Below are 25,727 nucleotides of genomic sequence, written 5' to 3'. Positions count from 1 at the left end.
CGTCCGACTCGGTGATGCCGCCCACGCCGGAGTGGATCACGTTGATGCGGATGTCTTCGTTGGACAGCGCGACCAGCGCCTGGCTCAGGGCCTGCACCGAACCCTGCACGTCGGCCTTGATCACCAGGTTCAGCACCTGCTGGCCATCGCCCTTGCCCAGGGTCGCCATGATGTCTTCCATGCGGCTGCCGGCCGACTGCACCAGGCGCGATTCACGGCGCTTGGTTTCGCGCTGCTGCGCGACGTCCTTGGCCAGGCGCTCGTCCTCGACGACCACGAAGTCGTCGCCGGCATCGGGCACGCCGGACAGACCCAGCACCTGCACCGGGATGGACGGACCCGCCTGGTCCGGCTGCTTGCCGGTTTCGTCGAACAGGGCGCGCACGCGGCCGTACTGGATACCGCAGACCAGGTAGTCGCCCTTCTTCAGCGAACCCTGCTGCACCAGCACGGTGGCGATCGGGCCACGGCCCTTGTCCAGCGAGGACTCGATGACCACGCCGCTGGCGCGGCCATCGGCCACGGCCTTCAGTTCCAGCAGTTCGGCCTGGATGGAAATCGCGTCCAGCAGGTCGTCGATGCCCAGGCCCGCCTTGGCCGAGATCTCCACCATCTGGATGTCGCCACCGAAGTCTTCGGACACGACCTGCTCGGTGAGCAGCTCGTTCTTGACGCGCATCGGATCGGCGCCGGACTTGTCGATCTTGTTGATCGCCACGATCAGCGGCACGCCGGCCGAGCGGGCGTGCTGGATGGCTTCCTTGGTCTGCGGCATGACGCCGTCGTCGGCGGCCACCACCAGCACCACGATGTCGGTCAGCTTGGCACCGCGGGCACGCATGGACGTAAACGCCGCGTGGCCCGGGGTATCCAGGAAGCTGATCACGCCCTTGGGCGTTTCAACGTGGTACGCACCGATGTGCTGGGTGATGCCACCGGCCTCGCCCGTGGCGACCTTGGTGCGGCGGATGTAATCCAGCAGCGAGGTCTTGCCGTGGTCGACGTGGCCCATGATGGTGACCACCGGCGGACGTGCGACCTGCTCGCCCTGGTTGCCACCGGCCAGCGCCAGCAGCGCGTCTTCGGCGTCGTTGGTGTTGGCACGGATCACGTTGTGGCCGAGTTCCTCGGTCACCAGCGCTGCGGTGTCATGGTCGATGGTCTGGGTGATGGTGGCCATCACGCCCATCTTGAACAGCGCCTTGACCACATCGCCGCCCTTCAGGGCCAGCTTCTGGGCCAGGTCGGCCACGGTGACGGTATCGCCGATGGTCACATCACGCACGATCGGGGCGACCGGACGCTCGAAACCATGGGCACCGCCGCCACTGCGCGACTGGTTGCTGTCACGGCGACCGCCGTGCTGCACGCGCCCGGTCGGACGACCGCGCGAGTTGCTGTTGTTGCCGCGGCGGGCACGATCGGCGGCCGACAGGTGCAGCTGGCCGGCGAAGCGGTTGCCACCCTCGTCGTCGCGCTTGGCGCCCGGACGGTTGTTGTTGTTGTTCGAGTTGCGGTCATCCGAACGCGGCGCCGGACGGGCCGACGACGGCGCCGACGGGCGCGCGGCGCGGGCCGGCGCATCGGCGGCGGCAGCCGGCTTGGCGGCAACCGGGGCCGGCGGCGCATTGCGCGCGGCTTCGGCGGCGGCTTCGGCGGCCTGGCGCTCGGCTTCGGCACGCGCCTTGGCGTCTACCTCTTCCTGGCGCTTGCGTGCGATTTCCTCGTCACGCGCACGGTCCTTCTCGGCCAGTGCGCGCTGCTCGTCCAGATTGCGCTGGCGGGATTCCTCCAGCTTGCGCAGGATGTCGGCGCGCTCCTCATCCGGCGTCATCGCCTTGCCACTGCTGTCCTTGGTGTAGGTGCGCTTCTGGCGCACTTCAACATTGACGGTGGTCTTGCTGCGGCCGGCGCTGACGGTCACTTCCTGCAACTTGCGACGGTTGAGGGTGATCTTCTTGGCGGCCTCGTCGGTGCTCTCGACGGGCTGCTCGGTCTTGCCATGCGAACGACGAAGGAAGCCCAGGAGCTTCACCTTCTCGGTGCTGGTCACGACCTGGTCGGGACCGCTGAACTTCATGCCGGCTTCGGCAAGCTGGACGAGCAGTTTATCGACCGGGGTGTTGACCAGTTCGGCAAGCTTGCGGATGGTGGTTTGCTGCGACATTCGGATCCTATGATCTGGTTGGCGCTCCCTCGAAACGTGCGAAGGCAGCGCGGAGTCTAAGCCCTGATCGGGTCAGGGCACTGTTCATCGCTGGCTCATTCGCCGCGCTCCAGGCGGGCGATCTCCTCGGCTCGGGCGGCCAGGATCAGGGCGGCGGCGCGCTCCTGGTCCAGGTCCTCGATGCCGAACTCGAGGATCTCGTCGGCGGCCAGGTCCGACAGGTCCTCACTGGTTCGCACGCCGTGGCCGGCCAGGGCGTAGGCAGTCGCCTCGTCCATGCCTTCCAGGGCGAGCAGGTCTTCGGACGGCGAACCGTCTTCCAGACCCTCTTCCACCGCCAGCGCCTCGTTGAGCAGCGCATCGCGGGCACGGGCACGCAGCTCTTCGACGATGTCTTCGTCGAAGCCTTCCACGGCCAGCAGTTCGCCGACCGGGACGTAGGCGATTTCTTCCACGGTGTTGAAGCCCTCGGTCACCAGGATGGCGGCGATTTCTTCATCCACTTCCAGCTTGTCCATGAACAACTGGCGGGCCACGCCCTGCTCTGCCTCGGACTTGGCGGTCACCTGGTCCTGGGTCATCACATTGAGCTGCCACCCGGTGAGGCGGCTGGCCAGGCGCACGTTCTGGCCGCCCTTGCCGATCGCCTGGGCCAGGCGCTCTTCGGCGACGGCCAGGTCCATCGAGTGCTTTTCCTCATCGACGATGATCGACTGCACTTCGGCAGGCGCCATGGCGTTGATGACGAAGTTGGCCGGGTTCTCGTTCCACAGCACGATGTCCACGCGCTCGCCATTGAGCTCGTTGGACACGGCCTGCACGCGCGAGCCGCGCATGCCGATGCAGGCACCGATCGGATCGGTACGTGCATCGTGGGCCAGCACGGCGATCTTGGCGCGGTCGCCCGGATCACGTGCACAGGCCTTGATCTCGACCAGGCCCTGGCCGACTTCCGGCACTTCGAGCTTGAACAGTTCGATCATGAATTCCGGGGCGGCGCGGCTGATGAACAGCTGCGGGCCACGCGGTTCCGAACGCACTTCGGCCAGGTAGCCGCGGACGCGGTCGCCGGCGCGCAGCACGTCGCGCGGAATGCCCTTGTCCTTGGGGATGAAGGCTTCGGCGTTGCCGCCGAGGTCGACGTAGATGTTGCCGCGCTCGGCGCGCTTGACCACGCCGGTGACCAGCTCGCCCACGCGATCCTTCCACGCATCGACCACCTGCTGGCGTTCGGCCTCGCGCACGCGCTGGACGATCACCTGCTTGGCGGCCTGTGCGGCGATGCGGCCGAAGTCCGGGTTTTCGATCTGTTCTTCGATGTAGTCGCCGACTTCCACGCCTTCGGCTTCGTCGATGGCATCCATCAGGCGAATCTGGCGATCGGGCGATTCCATGACCACGTCATCGGCCACCACTTCCCAGCGGCGGAAGGTTTCGTAGTTGCCGTCCTTGTGGTCGATCGACACACGGGCCAGCACTTCTTCATCGGGGTAGCGCTTCTTCGCGGCGGACGCCAATGCAGCCTCGATGGCCTCGAAGATCACTTCACGCGGAACGCCCTTTTCATTGGCGACCGCATCCACTACCAGCAAAAGTTCCTTGCTCATTGGCTCACTCCGCGCGCGGCTTCTTGGCCGCCGGCTCGTTGGATGGTTTCTTGTTCGCCTTGCCACCCTGCTTGGGTGCCGGGCCAGTCGGTTTGGTCGGAGCCAGGCCGAGGGCGGCCCAGTCCGGCATGATGCGTGCCTTGTCGATATTCTCGACATCGGCGGTGAACGGGGAGTTGTCGACCTTGAAGGTGACGTTGCCCTGTTCGATATCCACGGCGAGGATCTCGCCCTGCAGGCGGCGACGGCCGTCCTGCGGCAGCTTCAGCGTGACCTTGGCCGATTCGCCGATGGCGCGCTGGAACTGCTCGGCAGTGAACAGCGGGCGATCGACGCCGGGCGACGATACTTCCAGCGTGTAATTGGCGCTGATCGGATCTTCGACGTCCAGCTGGGCGGACACTTCTCGGCTGACGCGCTCGCAGTCGTCGATGTTGACGATACGCTCGGGCTGTTCGGCCAGCGGCACGTCGATGTAAAGGCGCAGCGTCGCACCACCCGGGGCAGTCAGGTACTCCACGCCCAGCAGCTCGAGACCCAGCGACTGAACGGTGGGGGCGAGCAGATTCGCGATTTCGGTTGCCTTGTCGCTCACAGTCTGCCTTGTTCGTTGAAAGAGGTACGGGGTGGCCAGTCGCGCTGGCCGGGCTCTACTGGACATGCCCCGGAAACAACAAAGGGCCCGCTGGGCCCCTTGTCCGGTACAACTCCGGTCATGCTGGATTCCGGTAGCAGGAGCACACGCGGCGTGCGTTCCTGCGAGCCCAGTCTTCCGAGGGGGTCACGGCGGCCTGGGTACAGGTTGCCGTTCCTGGAAGCCGGTTGCGGGCCCATTCACATCCCGCAAGGGGATACGTATGGACAGTCCGCTAAGCCGCTGATGATAGCCGTTGCACCGCGCTGGTGCAATGGTTGGGGTGGGTTGTTGCTGAACCTGAACAGCCAGGAGCCAAGAGCCAAGAGCCAAGAGCCAAGAGCCAAGAGCCAGAGCGGAGAGCCAGGGCCGGAGCCAAAGCCCAAGCCGGAGCCTGGGTTGGCTGGGCGGGTCGAGGGCGCCGGGATGGGCGGGGTGGCGGGACACGCCGTGAACCCATCCATGGGGGCTCGTGCGCCGCATCCATGCGGCGCAACGGTCCCCCCCCCCCCCCCCCCCCCCCCCCCCGGGGCCCCAAGGGGCCGGGATGGGTCCCCCGGCCCCGGCGCGGGTTTGGGGGGGGGGGCGGGACACGCGGTGACCCCATCCTTGGGGGCTGGTGCGCCGAATCCATGCGGCGCAACGGTCCCGCCACCCCACCCACCCCGCCACCTGGATACCGATCGGTCAGTCATTGGAACAGCGGCAAAGGCGCCGATGCCTGCTGCATGACCCAACGAACACCCCACCTCCCCACCCCATCCTCCGTCAACCTGATCACTCACCCCATCTGACACATCACACAAAGACGAGGACGAGGACGAGGACGAGGACGAGGACCAAGGACAGATTGATAGAAGTGGACGAGGAGAAAGATGAAAAGCCCTGATCGACTTTGCATGCGCACCGACCTTCTACGTAGGCGCTGGCATGGGTGGGATTGCGGGGCCGATTTTGCGCCATGGAGGGCGCAAAACGACCCAACCGGGAGGTACTGGGGGCGGCCCCCGAAACCCTACCCATGCCCCCGCCCTCCCAGATGCCAGCAAATCGGCAGTTGCAGTTGCCGTTGCCGTTGCCGTTGCCGTTGCCGTTGCCGTTGCCGTTGCCCTGGCCTTTGCTTGCGCTTTGCGCTTTGCGCTCTTGAAAAAAACCACCACCCCTAACGAAAAAAGCGACCTCGTTGCCGAGATCGCCTTTTCGTCTACTGCATCTGCACTGCAGATTTTCTGTGGTAGCGGGGGCAGGATTTGAACCTGCGACCTTCGGGTTATGAGCCCGACGAGCTGCCAGACTGCTCCACCCCGCAGCAGAAGCGGAATTGTAAGGGAGTTTTACATCCCGTGCAACCCCTTTGAAACAATGACCCGGTGAACCCCAGTGCGGCCTCACCCGCAAGGGATCTGGCCTGGAACGAAAAAGGCGACCCCGTTGCCGGCATCGCCTTGTCCGTGCACTGCCTCCGGCTTGCACCGGAGTTATATGGTAGCGGGGGCAGGATTTGAACCTGCGACCTTCGGGTTATGAGCCCGACGAGCTGCCAGACTGCTCCACCCCGCAACATAAACGGTCGAATTGTTGGATCAACCCAGGGTTGACACCTGCACAACGATCTTCTGGCAAAGCCGCTGCATCAACAACTCAGGAAACGAATATTACACGATCTGCGCAGTTTTGTATCGTTTTTTAAGCGATATGTGCAAATGCCTTCTGGCACCACTCCATGATCGGGTTCCACGACAGGCCCAGGGCCAGCAGCGCCAGGGCGTTCACGCCCAGCACCACGCCCAGCACGCGGTCGTTGTTGGCCGGCAGCGGCTCGCCCACCGGCTCGTCGAAGTACATGACCTTGATCACGCGCAGGTAGTAGAAGCAACCCACCACCGCGCAGAGTACGCCCAGGATCGCCAGCCACAGCATGCCGCCGTTGATCGCCGCGCCCAGCACCGCCAGCTTGGTCCAGAAGCCCAGGAACGGCGGGATGCCGGCCATCGACGCCATGATGCACAGCACCAGGCCGGCCATCCACGGGTTGCGGGCATTGAGGCCCTTGAAGTCCTCGATGTTCTCCGCCTCGAAGCCACTTCGCGACAGCGCGATGATCGCGCCGAAACCGGCCGTGGACATGATCGCGTAGCTCAGCGCATAGAACAGCGCCGCCGCGTAGCCCTGCTCGCCACCGCCGGCGATGCCCAGCAGCAGGAAGCCGATGTGCGACACCGTCGAGTAGGCCAGCATGCGCTTGAGGTTGGTCTGCGCGATCGCCATCAGGTTGCCGATCACCAGCGACAGTGCCGCCAGGCCGCCGATCAGGTACTTCCACTCGTCCGACAGCGGGCCCACGCCTACTTCCAGCAGGCGGTAGGCCATGCCGAACGCGGCCAGCTTGGGCGCCGAGCTGATGAACAGCGCGATCGGCGCCGGGGCGCCCTGGTACACGTCGGGCAGCCACATGTGGAACGGTGCCGCGCCCAGCTTGAACGCCACGCCGGCGATCATGAACACCGCGCCGGTCAGCAGCAGCACGCGCTCTTCCGAATGCGGGATGGCCGCATGGATCGCGTCCAGGTGCAGCGAACCGGTGGCGCCGTAGATCAGCGACATGCCATACAGCAGCAGGCCCGAGGCCAGCGAACCCAGCACGATGTACTTCATCGCCGCTTCGGAGGCCAGGCCGTTCTCACGGTTGCTGGCCACCAGCGCGTAGGAGCACAGCGCCAGCAGTTCCAGGCCCAGGTAGACCATCAGCAGGCTGCCGGCCGAGACCAGGATCATCATGCCGGCGGTGCCGAACAGGATCAGCACCGGGATCTCGCCCTGGTAAAGCTTGCGCTCGCGCAGGTAGCTCCAGCCGTAGACCAGGGTCAGGCCGCTGCACAGCACGATCACGGTCTTCATCACGTCCGCCGCGGTATCGCGGACGAACATGCCGTGGAAGACATCGCCCTGCCCGCCCACTCCCGTGGCGAGCATGAACAGCACCACGGCCAGCGCGGCGACCGAGAGCAGGTGGGTCCAGATCTTGTTCTTCTCACTGATGAAAAGATCCAGGATCAACAGGGCAAACGCACTACCGATCAGCACCAGCTCGGGGGCGAGCGGCGGCAGGTCGGCGGCGGTCAGTGGCAACAGCGGCGAGGTGGTCATCATCAAATCCTGGAATCAATACTCTCGACGGCCCGATTACAGCAGCTTGCTGGATGCGATCTGCATCGCCAGCTTCGCGATCGAGGGCTCCATCAGGTCGGTCAGCGGCTTGGGGTACAGGCCCAGGGCAAGGGTGCCCACGGCAAATACACCCAGCACCAGCCACTCGCGACCGTTGATGTCCTTCAGTTCGGCGACATGGGCGTTGGCCACTTCACCGAAGAACACGCGCTTGTACAGCCACAGCGTATAGGCCGCGGTGATGACCAGGGTGGTCGCCGCGCCCAGTGCCAGCGCCGGATGACGCTGGAAGCTGGCCATGATGATCATGAACTCACCCACGAAACCACTGGTGCCCGGCAGGCCGGCATTGGCCATGAAGAACAGCATGGCGAAGGTGGCAAACCACGGCATCACGTTGACCACGCCGCCGTAATCGGCGATGCGGCGGCTGTGCATGCGGTCGTACAGCACGCCCACGCAGGAGAACATGGCACCGGAGACGAAGCCGTGCGAGACCATCTGCACCATCGCACCCTGCAGGCCCAGGCGGGCGGCGTCGGCGTTGCCGGCGTCACGCACCAGCCACAGCGCGATGAAGGTGCCCAGGGTGACAAACCCCATGTGCGCGATCGACGAATAGGCGATCAGCTTCTTCATGTCGTCCTGCACCAGCGCGACCAGGCCGACGTAGATCACCGCGATCAGCGACAGGGTGATGACCAGCCAGGCCCATTCCTGCGAGGCGTCCGGGACGATCGGCAGGTTGAAGCGCAGGAAGCCGTAACCACCGATCTTCAGCGCGATGGCGGCCAGGATCACCGAACCGGCGGTCGGCGCTTCCACGTGGGCGTCCGGCAGCCAGGTGTGGACCGGGAACATCGGCACCTTGACCGCGAAGGCGATCAGGAACGCGAAGAAGATCCAGGTCTGTTCCTTGCCCGACAGCTGCAGCTGGTACAGGTCGGCCAGCTGGAAGCTGCCGCCCTTGAGGTACAGGTAGATCAGCGCCACCAGCATCAGCACCGAGCCGAGGAAGGTGTACAGGAAGAACTTCAGGGCGGCGTAGATGCGACGCGGACCACCCCAGACACCGATGATCAGGAACATCGGGATCAGCATGGCTTCGAAGAAGACGTAGAACAGCATCGCGTCGGTCGCCGCGAAGATGCCCACGGTGACGCCTTCCAGGATCAGGAAGGCGGCCACGTACTGGTTGACGCGCTTGTCGATCGCGCTCCAGGCACCGATCAGGGCCAGCACCGAGACCAGGGTGGTCAGCAGGATCAGCGCGATCGCGATGCCGTCCACGCCCAGGTTGTAGCCGATCTTGTAGGTGGGGATCCAGGCGCGGGTTTCGACGAACTGCAGCGCGTCGTTCCCCACGTCGTAGCCGCTGAGCAGCGACAGGCTGGCCACGAAGGTCAGCACCGCCACGCCCAGGGACGCCCAGCGGGCGGTTTGGGCGTCACGGATGGCAAGGATCAGGGCACCGCCGAGGATCGGCAGCCAGATGAGAACACTGAGTAGAGGCCAGTTCGACACGTCTTCTTATTCCGTACAGGTCATCAACGCAGGTAATGCATCAGGACGCCCAGGAGGGCAATCAGGCCGATGATCATCGCGAAGGCGTAGTGATAGAGGAAACCGGATTGGGTGCGACGCAGCAGGTTGGCCGCCAGATCGATCAGGCGAGCCGAACCGTTGACCACCACCCCATCGACCACATTGGTGTCGATGGCGCGCGAAACCTTGCCCAGCTTGATGCCGCCACCGGCGAAGCCGCCGATCCAGAGCTTGTCGAAGCCGTACTTGTTCTCCAGCACCGACACCAGCGGCGCGAAGGTCTTGCGGGCCTTGCCCGCCAGCTCCGGCTTCCACAGGTAGAACAGCACGGCCAGCAGGAAGCCTGCCACGGTGAGGAAGAAGGCCGGGGCCATCATCCCGTGGATCGCGAAGGCGACCGGGCCGTGGAATTCTTCGGCCAGCGCACCGATGGTGTTGCGCGCGGGGTCGTAGAAATCGACGATGCCGGTGAAGAACGAATGGACCTGGCCCGGGATCGCGTGCTCGGCATGCGTGCCCTTCCAGTCGGTGCCGTACAGCATCGGACCGATGCTGAAGAAACCGATCACGATCGAGGGGATCGCCAGCAGGATCAGCGGCAGCGTCACCACCCAAGGGGTTTCGTGCGGCTCATGCGGACCGTGGCCATGGCCGTGGTCGTCATGGTGCGCGTCACCGTGGTGGGCGTCGGCGGCATGGGCATCGACTGCATGCGCGTTGGCATGGTGATCGTCATGGCCGTGGCCGTGGTCGTCATGCGCGTCGCGGAAGCGTTCCTTGCCGTGGAAGGTCAGGAACAGCAGGCGGAAGCTGTAGAAGCTGGTCACGATCACGCCACCCAGCACCGCCCAGTAGCCGTAGGTGGCCACCCAGCTGTGCGAGACGTGCGCGTGGTGCTGCGCCGCTTCGATGATGGTGTCTTTGGAATAGAAGCCGGAGAAGAACGGCGTCCCGACCAGGGCCAGCGTGCCGATCCACATGGTGATGAAGGTGATCGGCATGTACTTGCGCAGGCCGCCCATCTTGCGCATGTCCTGCTCGTGGTGCATCGCGATGATCACCGAGCCGGCACCCAGGAACAGCAGCGCCTTGAAGAAGGCGTGGGTCATCAGGTGGAACACGGCCGCCGAGTAGGCCGACACGCCCAGCGCCACGGTCATGTAGCCCAGCTGGGACAGCGTGGAGTACGCGACGACGCGCTTGATGTCGTTCTGCACGATGCCGATCAGGCCGGTGAAGAACGCGGTGGTGGCACCGATGAACAGCACGAAGTTCAGCGCGGTCTGCGACAGCTCGAACAGCGGCGACATGCGGGTGACCATGAAGATGCCCGCGGTCACCATGGTCGCGGCGTGGATCAGGGCCGAGATCGGGGTCGGGCCTTCCATCGAGTCCGGCAGCCAGACGTGCAGCGGCACCTGGGCCGACTTGCCCATGGCGCCGATGAACAGGCAGATGCAGATGATGGTGGCCACCGACCAGATCACCGGGGCGTCGAAGACCTGGAAGGAGGTGCCGAACAGGTTGATCGCACCGGACCAGACCTGCAGCTGTGCCTGCGGGCTGCCCAGGATCGGCGCATTGGCGAACACGGTGGCGTAGTCCAGGGTGCCGAACACCCACAGCACGCCGGCGATGCCGAGGATGAAGCCGAAGTCGCCCACGCGGTTGACCAGGAAGGCCTTCATGTTGGCGAAGATCGCGGTCGGGCGCTTGAACCAGAAACCGATCAGCAGGTAAGACACCAGACCCACCGCTTCCCAGCCGAAGAACAGCTGCAGGAAGTTGTTGCTCATCACCAGGGTGAGCATGGAGAAGGTGAACAGCGAGATGTAGCTGAAGAAGCGCTGGTAGCCCGGGTCGTCCTGCATGTAGCCGATGGTGTACACGTGCACCAGGAACGACACGAAGGTGACCACCACCATCATCATGGCGGTGAGCTTGTCGATCATGAAGCCGACATGCGCCGAATACTGGCCCACTTCAAAGAACGTATAGATGTTCTGGTTGAACGGCTGCGCCCCGCCCCACAGCAGCATGTACAGCACGTAGCTGGACATGATGCAGCTGGCGGCGACGCCCAGCAGGGTGACCGTCTGTGCGCCGATGCGACCGACCTGTCGGCCGAACAGGCCGGCGATGATGCTGCCGATCAGCGGTGCGAGCACCACGGCGATCAACAGACTCTTGGAGAGAGTGATTTCCATCTACGGATCAGCCCTTCAGCGAGTCGACTTCGCCGACATTGATGGTGCGGCGATTACGGAACAGGGTTACCAGGATCGCGAGGCCGATGGCGGCCTCGGCCGCGGCCACGGTCAGGATGAAGAAGACGAACAGCTGTCCGGCCGTATCACCCAGTTCCCGCGAGAACCCGACGAAATTGATGTTGACCGACAGCAGCATCAACTCGACGGACATCAGCAGCACGATGATGTTCTTGCGGTTGAGGAAGATGCCGGCAAGGCTGATGCAGAACAGCAGCGCGCCCAGCGCCAGGATATGGCCGAGGGTGATCATGGCGTTGCCTCCTCGTCGCTGGACGGCCGGGTAAGGGTGTGGACCACCGGCTTTTCGGCGTCCATCTTGACCACGCGCAGGCGGTCGCTGCCCTTGACCATGGTCTGCTCGGTCGGGTTCTGCGTCTTCAGGCCGGTGCGGCGGCGCAGGGTCAGCATCACCGCGGCGACGACGGCCACGGTCAGGATGACGGCGGCGAACTCGAACGGCAGCAGGTATTCAGTGAACAGGCTGCGCGCCAGCCAGGTGATGTTGGAGCTGTCGGCGGCGAGCGCGGCGGCGTTGTCGGCCGGGAACGGATTGACCGCCCTGCCCTTCACCCCGATCAGCACCAGCATCTGCACCAGCATGGTGATGGCCACCAGCAGGCCGATCGGCAGGTAGCGCACCCAGCCCTCGCGCAGGTTGCTGGCGTCGATGTCCAGCATCATCACCACGAACAGGAACAGCACCATGACCGCGCCCACGTACACCAGGACCAGCGCCACGCCGAGGAATTCGGCGCCGACCAGGATCCAGATGCAGGCCACGGAGAAGAAGGTCAGGATCAGGCACAACACGGCATAGACCGGATTGCGCACGCTGATCACCGCCGCGGCGGAGATGCCCGCCACGATGGAGAAGACCCAGAAACTGATATTTACCCAATCCATCATTGAACCTCAGCGGAAAGCGGCATCGGCGGCGCGACGCTCGGCGATTTCGGCTTCAAGCCGATCACCGATGGCCAGCAGCTGCGGCTTGGTAACGATGTTCTCGCCACGATTCTCGAAGTGGTATTCGAGGATGTGGGTCTCCACGATCGAGTCCACCGGGCAGCTTTCTTCGCAGAAGCCGCAGAAGATGCACTTGAACAGATCGATGTCGTAACGGGTGGTACGACGGCTGCCGTCCTCGCGCTTGGCCGAATCGATGGTGATCGCCAGTGCCGGGCACACCGCCTCGCACAGCTTGCAGGCGATGCAGCGCTCTTCCCCGTTGGGATAGCGGCGCAGCGCATGCAGGCCACGGAAACGCGGCGACTGCGGGAACTTCTCCATCGGGTACATCAGCGTGTACTTGGGCTTGAAGGCGTACTTCAGGGTCAGCCACAGACCGCCGAGCAGCTCGAGCAGGAGCAGGCTTTTGAAGTAATGGGTAATTCTGTTCATCACTTAGACGCCCTTCTGGATCACGCCGTAGAACACCATCAACGCCGTCACTGCAATCCACGCGATGGTGAGCGGGATGAAGACCTTCCAGCCCAGACGCATGATCTGGTCATAACGGAAGCGCGGGAAGCTGGCTCGGAACCAGATGTAGGCGCTGGCGAAGAAGAACACCTTCAGCAGCAGCCACGGCCAGCCACCCTTCCAGATCCAGTCGATCCACGGGGAGATGTCCGCGGTGACCCAGCCCTGGATCGGGCTCAGCCAGCCGCCGAGGAAGAAGATCGAGATCAGGAAGCTGATCAGGATCATGTTGGCGTATTCGGCCAGGAAGAAGAGCGCGAACGCACCACCGGAGTACTCGACCATGTGGCCGGCGACGATTTCCGACTCGCCTTCCACCACGTCGAACGGCGCGCGGTTGGTTTCGGCCACGCCGGAGACCCAGTACACGACGAACAGCGGGAACAGCGGCAGCAGGAACCAGTCGAAGAAGCCGGAGCTGCCGGCCTGGGCCATCACGATGCTGCTCAGGTTCAAGCTGCCCGAAGCGATCATCACGCCGACCAGGGCAAAGCCCATCGCGATTTCGTAGCTGATCATCTGCGCCGAGGCGCGCATCGCGCCCAGGAAGGCGTACTTGGAGTTGGACGCCCAGCCGGCCAGGATGATGCCGTACACGCCCAGCGAGGTCATCGCCAGCAGGTACAGCAGGCCGGCATTGGCGTTGGACAGCACGATCTTGGCGTCGAAGGGAATCACCGACCAGGCCGCGAAGGCCGGGGCCAGGGTGATCAGCGGCGCAAGGATGAACATCGCCTTGTGCGAGCTGGCCGGCTGGATGATTTCCTTGAACAGCAGCTTGAAGACGTCGGCGAAGGCCTGGAAGATGCCCATGCCCACGTACATCGGGCCATGGCGGACGTGCATCCAGCCGATCAGCTTGCGCTCCCAGACCACGAAGAAGGCCACCGAGATGATCACCGGCATGGCGATCACCAGGATCTTCAGGATGATCCAGAGCAGCGCACCGATCTCGCCCAGCGACAGCAGCCACTGGTGCAGCGGGTCGACCGCGTTCAACAGCAATTCGTTCATGCAGCCACCACCGTTACGCGTGCGGCACCCAGCGGCGCGGTTGCACCGTGGCCCGATTCGATCCAGACCGCACCCGCGGCGACGCGGGCGTCGACCACCACCGGCAGCGTGGCGCGGCCGGCGTCGGTGCCGACCTTGGCCATCTGCCCTTCCGCCAACTGCAGGCGGGCGGCATCGTCGGCATTGAGCACGATGCGCGGGGCGTTGTTGAGCGGGTGCGACTGCAGGGCCTGGGCGCGACGGACCACCGCATCGGTGCGGTAGATCGCAGCGGTGGAGGCCACTTCCAGGCCCTCGCCCGCCACCGGCGTTGCCGCCGAGGCCGCCACGGTCACGCTGACCGGGGCCAGGCTGGCACGCAGGCCGGCCAGGTCGGTGAACTCGAAGCCGGCCAGGGCCAGCTCGCCGCCCAAGGCACGCAGCACGCGCCAGCCTTCACGCGCCTCGCCCGGCAGCTTGCCGCCGGCACGCGCCGACTGCTCGCGACCATCGAGGTTGGTCAGGGTGGCGTCCACTTCGGGCAGTGCGCCGATCGGCAGTATCACGTCGGCCACGTCGCGGGTGGAGGCACAGGCGAACTGGCTGAAGGCCACCACCTGGGCACCGGCCAGCGCCTTGCGGGCAGCGGCGGCGTCGGCGAAGTCCAGGCCCGGCTCGATGCCGTACAGGGCATAGGCCTTGCGCGGCTGGGCCAGCATGGCATTGACGTCCTTGCCGGCCGGCAGCACGCCGGCGCGGGACAGGCCGATCGCATTGGCGCCCTGCGGGATGCGGCACAGCTTGGCACCGGTCGCGGCGGCGAAATCACGCGCGGCGGCGCGGATGGCGGCGGCCTGCGGGTGGTTTTCGGCGATGCCACCGACGATCAGCACGGCGTTGTTGGCGCCCTTCACCGCTTCTCGCAGGTCGGCATTGCCGAGCGCGTCGATGAAGGCCGACGGGGCCACGATCTGCTTGCTGGCCAGCTTGAACGCGAAATCGAAGTCCACCGGATTGACGGCGTGGATCTTCGCGCTGCGCGTGGTCTGGGCCTTGCGCAGGCGGGCATGCAGCAGCGGCAGCTCGTGGCGGATGTTGCTGCCGAGCACGACGATGCTGTCCGCGCCTTCGATCTCGGCCAGCGGCAGGCCGAAGACCTCGGCGGTGGCGGCGTCGGAGAAATCGCGGTTGTTGATGCGGTGGTCGATGTTGGTCGAGCCCAGGCCGGTGGCCAGGCGGGCCAGCAGCGCGCCTTCCTCGTTGGAGGTGGCCGGGTGCACCAGCACGCCCAGGTGCTCGCCCTGGTTGGCCTTGAGGATCGCGGTGGCCGCGGCCAGGCCTTCGGCCCAGCTCACTTCCTGCCACTCGCCGTTGACCTTGCGCATCGGCTTGACCGCGCGGTCTTCGCTGTACAGGCCCTGATGCGAGTAACGGTCGCGATCGGACAGCCAGCACTCGTTGACCGACTCGTTGTCGCGCGGCACCGCGCGCAGCACTTCGCCGCGACGCACGTGCAGGAACAGGTTGGAGCCCATCGCGTCGTGGTAGCCCAGCGATTCGCGCGCGGTCAGTTCCCACGGACGGGCGCGGAACTGGAACACCTTGTTGGTCAGCGCACCGACCGGGCACACGTCCACGACGTTGCCCGACAGCTCGGTAGTCAGCGGCTTGCCGTCGTAGGTGCCGATCTGCAGGTTTTCACCGCGGTACATGCCACCCAGCTCGTAGGTACCGGCGACGTCGGCGGTGAAGCGGACGCAGCGGGTGCACTGGATGCAGCGGGTCATTTCGGTGGCCACCAGCGGACCGATGTCCTCGTCGGGCACCACGCGCTTGCGCTCGTTGAAGCGGCTGACCGAACGGCCATAACCCAGCGAGACGTCCTGCAGTTCGCACTCGCCGCCCTGATCGCAGATCGGGCAGTCCAGCGGATGGTTGATCAGCAGGAATTCCATCACCGAGCGCTGGAACTTCAGCGCCTTCTCACTGCGGGTGGCGACCTTCATGCCATCCATGACCGGCGTGGCGCAGGCCGGCGCCGGCTTGGGCGACTTTTCCACGTCGACCAGGCACATGCGGCAGTTGGCCGCGATCGGCAGCTTCTCGTGGTAGCAGAAGCGCGGAATCGGAATGCCGGCCTTGTCGGCGGCCTGGATGATCATCGAGCCCTTGGGCACGACCAGCGCCTGGCCGTCGATCTCGACGGTGACGTGGTCCGGTGGCACGCTCGGATTTACGGGTTGCGCGCTCATGCAGCGGCTGCCTCCACCTTCTTGCCGTCAACCATCGAATGACCGTTGACGATGTAGTACTCGAATTCGTCCCAGAACTGGCGCAGGAAGCCCTGGATGGGCCATGCCGCCGCTTCACCGAACGCGCAGATGGTGTGGCCTTCGATCTGGCCGGCCACTGCCTTCAACTGGTGCAGGTCTTCCATGGTCGCCTTGCCGGCGACGATGCGCTCGAGCACGCGGTGCATCCAGCCGGTGCCTTCACGGCACGGGGTGCACTGGCCACAGGATTCCTTGTGGAAGAACTGGCTGATGCGGCAGGCGAACTTGACGCAGCACACGCTGTCATCGAGCACCACGATGGCGCCCGACCCCAGCCCGGTGCCCAGGGCACGCAGGGTGTCGTAGTCCATCTGCAGGCCCTTGAGCTCTTCGGCCTTCAGCACCGGCATCGACACACCGCCCGGCACGGCACCCTTGAGGGTGCGGCCCGGCTTGAGGCCACCGGCCATTTCCAGCAGCTCGTCGAAGGTGGTGCCCAGCGGCACTTCGAAGTTGCCGCCCTGCTGCACGCAGCCGGAGACCGAGAAGATCTTCGGGCCGCCGTTCTTGGTCAGGCTCAGGCCGGCGAACCACTCCGGGCCGTTGCGGATGATCGCCGGCACCGAGGCATAGGTCTCGGTGTTGTTGATCGTCGACGGCTTGCCGTACAGGCCGAAGTTGGCCGGGAACGGCGGCTTGTAGCGCGGCTGGCCCTTCTTGCCTTCCAGCGACTCCATCAGCGCGGTTTCTTCGCCGCAGATGTAGGCGCCGGCGCCCAGCGCACCGTAGATGTCGATGTCCACGCCGCTGCCGAGGATGTCCTTGCCCAGCCAGCCGTTCGCGTACGCGTCGGCCAGGGCCTGCTCGAAGTTCTCGAAGGGCTCGTGGTGGAACTCACCGCGCAGGTAGTTGTAGCCCACGGTCGAGCCGGTGGCGTAGCAGGCGATCGCCATGCCTTCCACGACCGAGTGCGGGTTGTAGCGCAGGATGTCGCGGTCCTTGCAGGTGCCCGGCTCGGATTCATCCGAGTTGCAGAGGATGTACTTCTGCATGCTGCCCTTGGGCATGAAGGACCACTTCAGGCCGGTCGGGAAGCCGGCGCCACCGCGGCCGCGCAGGTTGGACTGCTTGACCATTTCGATGACCTGCTCCGGCGAGATCTTCTCTTCGAGGATCTTGCGCAGGGCGGCGTAGCCACCGGTCTTGAGGTAGCTTTCATACGACCACGGGGTGTCGTAATGCAGGGTGGTGTAGACCACCTGGTGCGGCAACGGCGCGGGACCGACCGGACCACTGGGTGCGTGATGATGTGCCATGTCTTACTCCAACCCGTCCAGCAGCTCGTCGACTTTCTCGACGGTCAGGCGCTCGTGGTAATGGCCATTGATGACCATCATCGGCGCACCGGCGCAACCGGCCAGGCATTCTTCTTCACGCTTGAGGTAGATGCGGCCATCGGCGGTGGACTGGCCGGTCTTGCAGCCGAGCTTCTTCTCGGCGTGCGCGACCAGGTCCTCGGCACCGTTCAACCAGCAGCTGATGTTGGTGCAGAAGGCCACGTTGTGGCGGCCCACCTTCTCCAGCTCGAACATCGAGTAGAAGCTGGCGACCTCGTAGGCCCACACCGGCGGCAGGTCCAGGTACTTGGCCACGCCGGCGATCAACTCGTCGGTCAGCCAGCCTGCGTTCTGTTCCTGTGCGGCGTGCAGCCCCTGCAGCACCGCCGAACGCTTGCGGTCCGGCGGGAACTTGGACAGCCAGTGATCGATGTGCGCGCGGGTCTTGTCGCTCAGCACCACCATCGGGTCGACGTCGCGCGCCGCCTCGAAATTACCTGTCGCCTTCATCGGCCGACCTCAACAAATGCAGAATCATGGGAAACCAGAACCTGCATCGCCGGCAGCTGCCGGCGGGTGTCAGGCGTCGTGCTGGCAGAGGCGATCATCGATCCACCTCACCAAACACCAGGTCATAGGTACCGATCATGGCGACCACGTCGGCCAGCATGTGGCCGCGCACCACCGAGTCGATCGAGGACAGATGGGCGAAGCCCGGCGCGCGCAGGTGCACGCGGAACGGCTTGTTGGCGCCATCGGACATCAGGTAGCAGCCAAACTCGCCCTTGGGCGCTTCCACCGCCGAATAGGTTTCGCCGGCCGGCACGCAGTAGCCTTCACTGAACAGCTTGAAGTGATGGATCAGCGCTTCCATGTCGTCCTTCATGTCCTCGCGGCTGGGCGGGGCGACCTTGAAGTTCTTGACCATCACCGGGCCCGGGTTGGCCTTCAGCCACGCCACGCACTGCTTGATGATGCGGTTGGACTCGCGCATTTCGGCCACGCGGCACAGGTAACGATCGTAGCAATCGCCTTCCTTGCCCAGCGGGATGTCGAAATCGACGGCGTCGTACTTGGCGTACGGCTGCTTCTTGCGCAGGTCCCAGGCAATGCCCGAGCCGCGCAGCATCACCCCGGTCATGCCCCAGGCGTGCGCCAGTTCGGGGGTGACCACGCCGATGCCGACGGTACGCTGCTTCCAGATGCGGTTGTCGGTGAGCAGGGTTTCATACTCATCCACGCGCTTGGGGAACTCGACGGTGAAGTTCTCCAGGAAGTCCAGCAGCGAACCCTCGCGCGAGGCGTTGAGGTTCTTCAGGGCATTGCCCTTGTGCCAGCGCGATTCCTTGTACTTGGGCATGCGGTCCGGCAGGTCGCGGTAGACGCCGCCCGGACGGTAGTACGCGGCGTGCATGCGCGCGCCGGAGACCGCTTCGTAGCAGTCCATCAGCTCTTCGCGCTCGCGGAAGGCATACAGCATGACCGCCATCGCGCCCAGATCGAGCGCGTTGGAGCCCAGCCACATCAGGTGGTTCAGGATGCGGGTGATTTCGTCGAACATGGTGCGGATGTACTGCGCACGCTCGGGCGCCTCGATCCCCATCAGGGTCTCGATCGCGCGCACGTAGGCGTGCTCGTTGCACATCATCGACACGTAGTCCAGGCGATCCATGTAACCGATCGACTGGTTGAACGGCTTGGACTCGGCCAGCTTCTCGGTGCCCCGGTGCAGCAGGCCCACGTGCGGGTCAGCACGCATGATGGTTTCGCCGTCCATCTCCAGGATCAGGCGCAGCACGCCGTGCGCGGCCGGATGCTGGGGACCGAAGTTCATCGTGTAGTTGCGGATTTCCTGGCGCAGTTCGGCCGGGTTGCTCGCAAAGGCCTGGTGGGCCTGGGGTTCACGCTTGCTCAGATCAGCACTCACTTTACGGCCTCCGTCTGCGCGCTTTCGCCGGCAGCGGTCTGGAAACGGGCGTCGTCACGGATGACGCGCGGCACGCCGACGCGCGGCTCGACCGAGGTGACCGGCTCGTACACCACGCGCTTCTTCTCTTCGTCGTAACGCACTTCGACGTTGCCGATCAGCGGGAAGTCCTTGCGGAACGGATGGCCGACGAAACCGTAGTCGGTCAGGATCCGGCGCAGGTCCGGATGGCCCTGGAAGATCACGCCATACAGGTCGAACGCCTCGCGCTCGAACCAGTTCAGGCCCGGCCAGACGTCGGTCAGCGAGGCGACCACCGGCAGTTCCTCATTGGGCGCAAAGCAGCGGATGCGCATGGTGAGGTTGTGCTGGTAGGAGCGCAGCTGGGCGACCACGGCAAAACGCTGCAGCGGGATCGGCTGCGGCTGGGCGCCGTCGCTGGTTTCGCGGGTGGGGAACTCGCCCCACGCGAAACGGCCGACGGACTTGCCCTCGACGCCACGGCTGAAGCCCTGGGACGACACATCGGCCGTATCCCATTCGTCGCTGCCGTAGCCGAGGTAATCCAGGCCGCACAGGTCCACGGACTGCTCGAAACCGAATTCGTCGCGCAGCGCCACGGCGGTGGCATGCCAGTCAGCGGCGGGCACTTCCAGCGTCACTTCGCCGCGGGGTTCGACCACGAAGACCTGCGCACCAGCAAAACGTGCGGAGAGTCGGTCGATGAAGGAAGGTGCTTGCTCTGCCATGGGGGCTTGGCGTGCTCTTGTCAGGAGGAATGTCAGCGGGCGATGGTCTGCGTACGCCAGATCTTCTTCTGCAGCTGCAGGATCCCGTACACCAGCGCTTCGGCGGTTGGCGGGCAGCCCGGGACGTAGACGTCCACCGGCACCACGCGGTCACAGCCACGCACCACTGCATAGGAGTAGTGGTAGTAGCCGCCACCGTTGGCGCAGCTGCCCATGGAGATGACCCACTTGGGGTCCGGCATCTGGTCGTAGACCTTGCGCAGCGCCGGGGCCATCTTGTTGACCAGGGTGCCGGCCACGATCATCACGTCGGACTGACGCGGCGACGGGCGGAACACCACGCCGTAACGGTCAAGGTCCAGGCGCGCGGCGCCGGCATGCATCATTTCGACGGCGCAGCAGGCCAGACCGAAGGTCATGGGCCACATCGAGCCGGTACGCGCCCAGTTCAACAACGCATCGACGCTGGTGGTCAGGTACCCCTTTTCCAGCAGCGGGTTGTCGCCTTCGGGGCGCAGGATGTCATCGACCCGCCCTTCCGGGACCGGGTTGTTCATCAGGCCGTCGAGCGTCTGAATCACTCCCATTCCAGCGCTCCCTTCTTCCAGACGTAAATGAAACCGAGGAAAAGCATGCCCACGAAGAGGCCCATCGTGACCAGCGAACGTGCGCCCAGTTCCATGAAGACCTGGGTCCACGGCACGATGAAGATGATTTCCAAGTCAAATACGATGAACTGGATCGCGATCAGGTAGTAGCGCACATCGAACTTCATGCGCGCGTCCTCGAAAGCCTCGAAGCCGCATTCGTACGGCGAGAGCTTTTTCAGATCAGGACGTCGTGGACCGAGGAATCGGCCGACCAGCATCAGCGAGACGCCGATACCGGTGGCAACGATCAGAAACAGCAGAGACGGCAAATATTCGGCCAGCACAGCGATTCTCTCTTGCCTCTGCCGCGACGCCTGCAGGCGTGTTGGCATGGGGGAGTGGACGGATACCGCTACCTGGCGCTTTGCGCGCCAGACGAACCCGCTTACAAACAAAATGGTGCCCAAGAGGGGACTCGAACCCCTACGACCTAAGTCGCTACCACCTCAAGGTAGTGCGTCTACCAATTCCGCCACCTGGGCTTACGTTCGCACCGAGGGGATTCCCTATCGGATTCCCTCAGTGCGCCGCATATTGTAACCGTCTTCAGCGAGTCTGGGTGCCTTCGGAAGGCTTTTCTTCACCCGATTTCGGCGTTTCCGCCTGAGCCGGCACAGTTGCCTGCGGAACCGGCTGCTGGACAGGGCTTTCCGGGGCCTTCGGCACGGCCGGCAGCTCGCCGGCGGGCGCGGCCGGAGCCGAGGCGTCCGGGGCCGACATGAGGCCGAGGTCCTGACCGGTGGCCGGACGCGAACCATGGCTGGCATACCAGGCCATGAAGAGGCTGATGCCGAAGAACACCACGGCCAGCCACTTGGTCGACTTGGACAGGAAGTTGGACGCGCCACGCGCGCCGAACACGGTCCCCGAGGCGCCGGCGCCGAAACCCGAGCCTGCGGCGGCACCGGAGCCACGCTGCATCAGGATGAGCGCAATCATGGCAACCGCCACCAGCACGTAGACCACATTGAGGATCAACATCAGCATTTCGAATCCGTCCTCGGACATGTCGTGCCGGCGAAAGGGGCCGGCAACATTACTAATTAGCGCCCGGCCGCCGCATCGGCGATGGCCAGGAAGTCCGCGGCCACCAGGGAGGCGCCGCCCACCAGCCCACCATCGACATCGGGCTGCGCGAACAGTTCCCCTGCGTTGTCGGGCTTCACGCTGCCGCCGTACAGGATCGGCAACGAATCGGCGATTCTAGCATCCAGCTTGGCCACTTCGCCACGGATGAACGCATGGACCTGCTGGGCCTGCTCCTTGGAGGCGGTGCGGCCGGTGCCGATGGCCCAGACCGGCTCGTAGGCAACCACGGCATGCTGGAAGCCGGCCGGGCCGACCAGGGCCAGGACCGGGGCAAGCTGGGCGGCGATGACCTGCTCGGTCTGGCCGGCCTCGCGCTGCTCGAGGGTCTCCCCGACGCACAGCACCGGCACCAGGCCGGCATGCAGGGCGGCGGCGAACTTGCGGGCGACCAGTTCGCTGCTTTCACTGTGGTACTGGCGACGCTCGGAGTGGCCGACCAGGCCGTAGCGGGCACCGACTTCGGCCAGCATGGCGGCGGAGACCTCACCGGTGTAGGCGCCCTTCTCATTGGAGCTGACGTCCTGGGAGCCGAAGGCGATGGCGCGGCCTTCGAAGGCCTCGACCAGCTCGCCCAGGTACGGCAACGGCGGCAGGATCACCACGTCGACGCCGTCACGCGGGAGGCTGGCGACGAGGTCGCTGACCAGGTCCGTGGCGAATTGGCGGCTGCCGTGCAGCTTCCAGTTACCGGCGACGATCTTGCGGCGCATGGCGATGCTCCATTGGGTATCAGCCGCCCATGATACCGGATGTAACGAAGCGGCGTGGCTGCGAAAACGCTTACATTTCAAATGGATATTGCGTGCGGGCTGTACCGCGACGGCTGGATGGGGGCGGCAGGGGAAGGCCGAAGCGCATCCCGACCAGCGCTCGGTACCTGCCGGGATGACGGAAGGCCGCCTTGCGGCGGCCTTCCGTCATCCCGGTGGGATCACTTACTTCAGCTTGATTTCGCGCAGGCGCTCTTCCAGGAAGCCGTGGGCCGTGATCGGCTCCGGGTAGCGGCTCGGGTTTTCCGGGGTGATGCAGGTCGGCAGCACGTCGATCAGGTAGTCCGGATTGGGGTGCAGGAAGAACGGCACCGAGTAGCGCGGCTGGCGGGCCTGCTCGCCCGGGGGATTGACCACCCGGTGGATCGTGGAGGGATACACGTGGTTGGTCAGGCGCTGCAGCATGTCGCCGATGTTCACCACGATGGTGTCCGCGTCGGACGTGAACGGCACCCACTTGCCATCGTGCGCCTGCACTTCCAGCCCGGCCGCGCTCGCGCCCACCAGCAGGGTGATGAAGTTGATGTCGCCATGCGCGCCGGCGCGCACGTTGGGGATGTCCACCGCGGTGATCGGCGGGTAGTGGATCGGACGCAGGATCGAGTTGCCGTTGTTGGTCTTGTCGGCGAAGAAGGTTTCCGGCAGCCCGATGTGAAGGGCCAGGGCCGACAGCACCCGCGAGCCCAGCTCGTCCAGCGCCTGGTACAGGCCATAGCCGCGCTCGCGGAAGTGCGGGACCTCGCTCGGCCACAGGTTCGGGGCCATCACGTCACGGTAGCGGGAGTCGTCCGGGATCTCGCGGCCGATGTGCCAGAACTCCTTCAGGTCGAAGTGCTGGGAACCCTTGGCCGTCTCCACGCCGAAGGCCGTGTAGCCGCGCGCGCCGCCGCTGCCGGGCACGTGGTACTTGCGCTTGGTCTCTTCCGGCAGCGCGAAGAAGGCCTTGAAGACCTCGTAGGCGCCGTCGATGTCGGCCTGCGGGATGCCGTGGTTGCGGATGCCGGCGAATCCCCATTCGCGGTAGGCCGCGCCCAGTTCGGCGACGAACGCGTCGCGGTCACTGTCGAAACGGGTGATGTCGAGGGTCGGGATCTGGCTCACAGCGGTTCCTGGCTAGTTCGGGTGGGGCCCGGGCCATCACGGTGGCCCGGCTGAACATTGTGCCAGATCGGACGAACGGTACTGCCGACACAAAGATACAAACCGATACAATGCGCCGCCCGCCTCCGCCTGGACGGGTCGACGACGCAGCCACCGCCACGTCCCCTGCCCTTCGTGCCACCCGAGCCGCTCCCATGGATGCTTTCCACCCCCGCGTTGCCCTGCCCTTCGCCCGCCCGGCGCCCGATCACGTGGCCCGCAGCGGGACGGCGCCTGCGCCGGCGACGCAGGCCGATGCCGATGGCGACACCGCGCCCGGCCCCCGTTCGGCCCTGAATGCCGCGCCCGCGCTGGCCCCGCTCAAGATCCTGCACGCCGAAGCGGCCAAGGGATTTGGCGGCCAGGAGATCTACATCTACCGCCACATGCTGGCCATGCGCGACCGCGGGCACGACGTGTCGCTGCTGTGCCAGCCCGGGGCGCGCCTGGGCGAGCTGGCGCGCGAGGCGGGCTTCACCGTGCACTGGCTGAAGATGGGCGGCCTGCTCCGCCTGATGCGCGGGATCTGGTCGGTGAAGCGGCTGGTGGCGCGGCAGGGCTTCGACGTGGTCAACACCACCAGCCGGCGCGACAGCCTGATCGCCGCCGCCGGCGCGCGGCTGGCCGGCGCCCCGCTGGTGGTGCGCTCGCGCCACCTGATGAGCCCGATCAATTCGCTGCTGACCTATACCGGCCTGCCACACCGGGTGATGACCGTGAGCAGCTATGTCAAGCAGCTGCTGGTGTCGCGCGGGGTGGACAACACGCGGATCGGCATCGTGCCGCCGATCGCGGTGCCGCCGCAGTGGTCGCAGATCGACAGCGCGGATCCGTGGCAGTGCGTGCAGGACACGCGCGCGCAGGTGCGGGCCGAGCTGGGCTTTGATCAGGCGCAGGTGGTGGTGGGCTGCGTGGCGGTATTGCGCGAGCCGAAGGGCCACCTGGACCTGCTGCAGGCGATCGCCCCGCTGTGCCGGCAGCACCCCGACCTGCACCTGGTGATCGTGGGCGACGGCCAGCCGGTGATGGACAGGCTGGTAGCGCTGCGCCGCGAGCTGGGCGTGGCATCGCAGGTGCACCTGCTGGGGTATCGGCACGGCGCGTGCCGGTTGATGGCCGGCTTCGACGTGTTCGCGCTGGCCACGCACAAGGAAGCGGCGGGCACGGTGTTCCTGGAAGCGGCGCACGTGGGCGTGCCGATCGTGGCCACGCGCGTGGGCGGGGTGCCGGAAATGGTGCTGGAAGGCAGCAATGCTATCCTCGCCCCGCTCGGCGACCGCCCGGCCCTGACCGAGGCGCTGCAGGCGCTGGTGGAGAACCCGGCACTGCGCCAGCGCATGGGCCGCGCCGGCTGGGAATGGATGCGCAGCGCACAACGCTTCACCCCGTCCGGGCATACCGAAGCGACCGAACACTATTACCACCAGTGGTTGAAGGAACTGGGCCATGGCCAACGCTAGATCCGTGCCGGTATTGATGCACCACCACGTGAGCCCGTCGCCGGGCATGATCACGGTGTCGCCGGAGAATTTCGAAAGCCAGATCGCGTGGCTGGCCCGCCACGGCTGGACGTCGCTGACGCTGGCGCAGTACGCCGGCTTCCTGGCGGGCGAGCCGGTGCCGCGCAAGTCGATCGTGATCACCTTCGATGACGGCTACCTGGACAACTGGGTGTACGCGCACCCGATCCTGCAGAAATACGGGATGCACGCGGTGGTGTTCGTGGTGACCGGCTGGATGGGCGAAGGCCCGGTGCGCGCACATGCGGGCCAGGCAGGAGCGGCGCTGCCGGCGACGCCGGACCATCGCGGCTGCGAGGCGGCGATCCTGCGCGAAGACCGCGCCGACGATGTGATGATGCGCTGGAGCGAGGCGCGCGCGATGATCGAGGCCGGTACGTTCGAGGTGCATTGCCACACCCATACC

The 25,727-nt window shown here is 65.4% G+C and carries 22 protein-coding genes and 3 tRNA genes; 2 read left to right on the top strand and 23 right to left on the bottom strand.

The window, feature by feature from the left end:
* The 23 genes from infB to RSA25_RS10630 form a co-directional block, all read right to left on the bottom strand.
* Positions 1-2,167 (bottom strand): translation initiation factor IF-2 (gene infB / locus RSA25_RS10740; RefSeq protein ID WP_332808873.1); only part of this gene is annotated, 2,167 nt, incomplete at its 3' end.
* Positions 2,168-2,262: 95 nt separating this feature from the next.
* Positions 2,263-3,774: a transcription termination factor NusA gene (gene nusA, locus RSA25_RS10735; RefSeq protein ID WP_332808872.1), complete on the bottom strand. Its 1,512-nt coding sequence runs from the start codon at positions 3,772-3,774 to the stop codon at positions 2,263-2,265.
* 4 nt (positions 3,775-3,778) lie between these two features.
* The gene (gene rimP, locus RSA25_RS10730) at positions 3,779-4,369 is read right to left on the bottom strand and encodes a ribosome maturation factor RimP (RefSeq protein ID WP_332808871.1); all 591 of its coding nucleotides are present in this window, start codon (positions 4,367-4,369) and stop codon (positions 3,779-3,781) included.
* Between the two features lie 1,271 nt (positions 4,370-5,640).
* A tRNA-Met gene (locus tag RSA25_RS10725) sits at positions 5,641-5,717 on the bottom strand.
* Positions 5,718-5,891: 174 nt separating this feature from the next.
* Positions 5,892-5,968: transfer RNA gene (locus tag RSA25_RS10720), tRNA-Met, on the bottom strand.
* A 126-nt stretch (positions 5,969-6,094) separates the two neighbouring features.
* Positions 6,095-7,555: an NADH-quinone oxidoreductase subunit NuoN gene (gene nuoN / locus RSA25_RS10715; protein WP_332808870.1), complete on the bottom strand. Its 1,461-nt coding sequence runs from the start codon at positions 7,553-7,555 to the stop codon at positions 6,095-6,097.
* Between the two features lie 36 nt (positions 7,556-7,591).
* Positions 7,592-9,100 (bottom strand): NADH-quinone oxidoreductase subunit M, encoded by a 1,509-nt coding sequence (locus RSA25_RS10710; RefSeq protein ID WP_332808869.1) that lies wholly within the window; start codon positions 9,098-9,100, stop codon positions 7,592-7,594.
* Between the two features lie 23 nt (positions 9,101-9,123).
* The gene (gene nuoL / locus RSA25_RS10705; protein WP_332808868.1) at positions 9,124-11,328 is read right to left on the bottom strand and encodes an NADH-quinone oxidoreductase subunit L; all 2,205 of its coding nucleotides are present in this window, start codon (positions 11,326-11,328) and stop codon (positions 9,124-9,126) included.
* Between the two features lie 7 nt (positions 11,329-11,335).
* A complete protein-coding gene (gene nuoK, locus RSA25_RS10700) occupies positions 11,336-11,641 on the bottom strand; it encodes an NADH-quinone oxidoreductase subunit NuoK (protein ID WP_017355932.1) in 306 nt (101 codons plus the stop codon).
* Positions 11,638-12,297 carry an NADH-quinone oxidoreductase subunit J gene (locus RSA25_RS10695; protein WP_332808867.1) on the bottom strand — a complete coding sequence of 220 codons (660 nt, stop codon included), beginning with the start codon at positions 12,295-12,297 and terminating at the stop codon, positions 11,638-11,640. Before RSA25_RS10695 ends, nuoK begins: the two co-directional genes overlap by 4 nt.
* Before the next feature lie 6 nt (positions 12,298-12,303).
* Positions 12,304-12,792, bottom strand: coding sequence for an NADH-quinone oxidoreductase subunit NuoI (gene nuoI / locus RSA25_RS10690; RefSeq protein WP_038687244.1), 489 nt, complete (start codon positions 12,790-12,792; stop codon positions 12,304-12,306).
* Positions 12,793-12,795: 3 nt separating this feature from the next.
* The gene (gene nuoH, locus RSA25_RS10685) at positions 12,796-13,887 is read right to left on the bottom strand and encodes an NADH-quinone oxidoreductase subunit NuoH (protein ID WP_332808866.1); all 1,092 of its coding nucleotides are present in this window, start codon (positions 13,885-13,887) and stop codon (positions 12,796-12,798) included.
* The gene (gene nuoG / locus RSA25_RS10680) at positions 13,884-16,118 is read right to left on the bottom strand and encodes an NADH-quinone oxidoreductase subunit NuoG (RefSeq protein ID WP_332808865.1); all 2,235 of its coding nucleotides are present in this window, start codon (positions 16,116-16,118) and stop codon (positions 13,884-13,886) included. Before nuoG ends, nuoH begins: the two co-directional genes overlap by 4 nt.
* A complete protein-coding gene (gene nuoF / locus RSA25_RS10675) occupies positions 16,115-17,455 on the bottom strand; it encodes an NADH-quinone oxidoreductase subunit NuoF (RefSeq protein WP_332808864.1) in 1,341 nt (446 codons plus the stop codon). Before nuoF ends, nuoG begins: the two co-directional genes overlap by 4 nt.
* Before the next feature lie 3 nt (positions 17,456-17,458).
* The gene (gene nuoE / locus RSA25_RS10670; RefSeq protein WP_070207226.1) at positions 17,459-17,986 is read right to left on the bottom strand and encodes an NADH-quinone oxidoreductase subunit NuoE; all 528 of its coding nucleotides are present in this window, start codon (positions 17,984-17,986) and stop codon (positions 17,459-17,461) included.
* A 94-nt stretch (positions 17,987-18,080) separates the two neighbouring features.
* Positions 18,081-19,310: an NADH-quinone oxidoreductase subunit D gene (locus RSA25_RS10665; protein ID WP_332808878.1), complete on the bottom strand. Its 1,230-nt coding sequence runs from the start codon at positions 19,308-19,310 to the stop codon at positions 18,081-18,083.
* 89 nt (positions 19,311-19,399) lie between these two features.
* A complete protein-coding gene (locus RSA25_RS10660; RefSeq protein WP_332808863.1) occupies positions 19,400-20,152 on the bottom strand; it encodes an NADH-quinone oxidoreductase subunit C in 753 nt (250 codons plus the stop codon).
* A gap of 32 nt (positions 20,153-20,184) precedes the next feature.
* On the bottom strand, positions 20,185-20,739 hold the full coding sequence (locus RSA25_RS10655) for an NADH-quinone oxidoreductase subunit B (RefSeq protein WP_259205588.1): 555 nt from the start codon (positions 20,737-20,739) through the stop codon (positions 20,185-20,187).
* On the bottom strand, positions 20,730-21,086 hold the full coding sequence (locus tag RSA25_RS10650; protein WP_038691968.1) for an NADH-quinone oxidoreductase subunit A: 357 nt from the start codon (positions 21,084-21,086) through the stop codon (positions 20,730-20,732). Before RSA25_RS10650 ends, RSA25_RS10655 begins: the two co-directional genes overlap by 10 nt.
* A 113-nt stretch (positions 21,087-21,199) precedes the next feature.
* Positions 21,200-21,284, bottom strand: a tRNA-Leu gene (locus RSA25_RS10645).
* Between the two features lie 64 nt (positions 21,285-21,348).
* A complete protein-coding gene (gene secG, locus RSA25_RS10640) occupies positions 21,349-21,789 on the bottom strand; it encodes a preprotein translocase subunit SecG (RefSeq protein WP_332808862.1) in 441 nt (146 codons plus the stop codon).
* 56 nt (positions 21,790-21,845) lie between these two features.
* A complete protein-coding gene (gene tpiA, locus RSA25_RS10635) occupies positions 21,846-22,601 on the bottom strand; it encodes a triose-phosphate isomerase (protein WP_332808861.1) in 756 nt (251 codons plus the stop codon).
* 225 nt (positions 22,602-22,826) lie between these two features.
* A complete protein-coding gene (locus tag RSA25_RS10630; RefSeq protein ID WP_332808860.1) occupies positions 22,827-23,762 on the bottom strand; it encodes a 2-oxoglutarate and iron-dependent oxygenase domain-containing protein in 936 nt (311 codons plus the stop codon).
* 194 nt (positions 23,763-23,956) lie between these two features.
* Here RSA25_RS10630 and RSA25_RS10625 point away from each other — a divergent pair, with 194 nt between their 5' ends.
* On the top strand, positions 23,957-25,261 hold the full coding sequence (locus RSA25_RS10625) for a glycosyltransferase family 4 protein (protein ID WP_332808859.1): 1,305 nt from the start codon (positions 23,957-23,959) through the stop codon (positions 25,259-25,261).
* Positions 25,248-25,727: polysaccharide deacetylase family protein (locus RSA25_RS10620; protein WP_332808858.1), on the top strand; the 480-nt coding region annotated here is incomplete at its 3' end. The genes RSA25_RS10625 and RSA25_RS10620, both read left to right, overlap by 14 nt.

Origin of the sequence: Stenotrophomonas sp. (assembly GCF_036662295.1) — a bacterium.
GTDB lineage: Bacteria > Pseudomonadota > Gammaproteobacteria > Xanthomonadales > Xanthomonadaceae > Stenotrophomonas.
The sequence above is the reverse complement of the archived record's forward strand: the minus strand, read 5'-3'. Positions and strand labels throughout refer to the sequence as shown.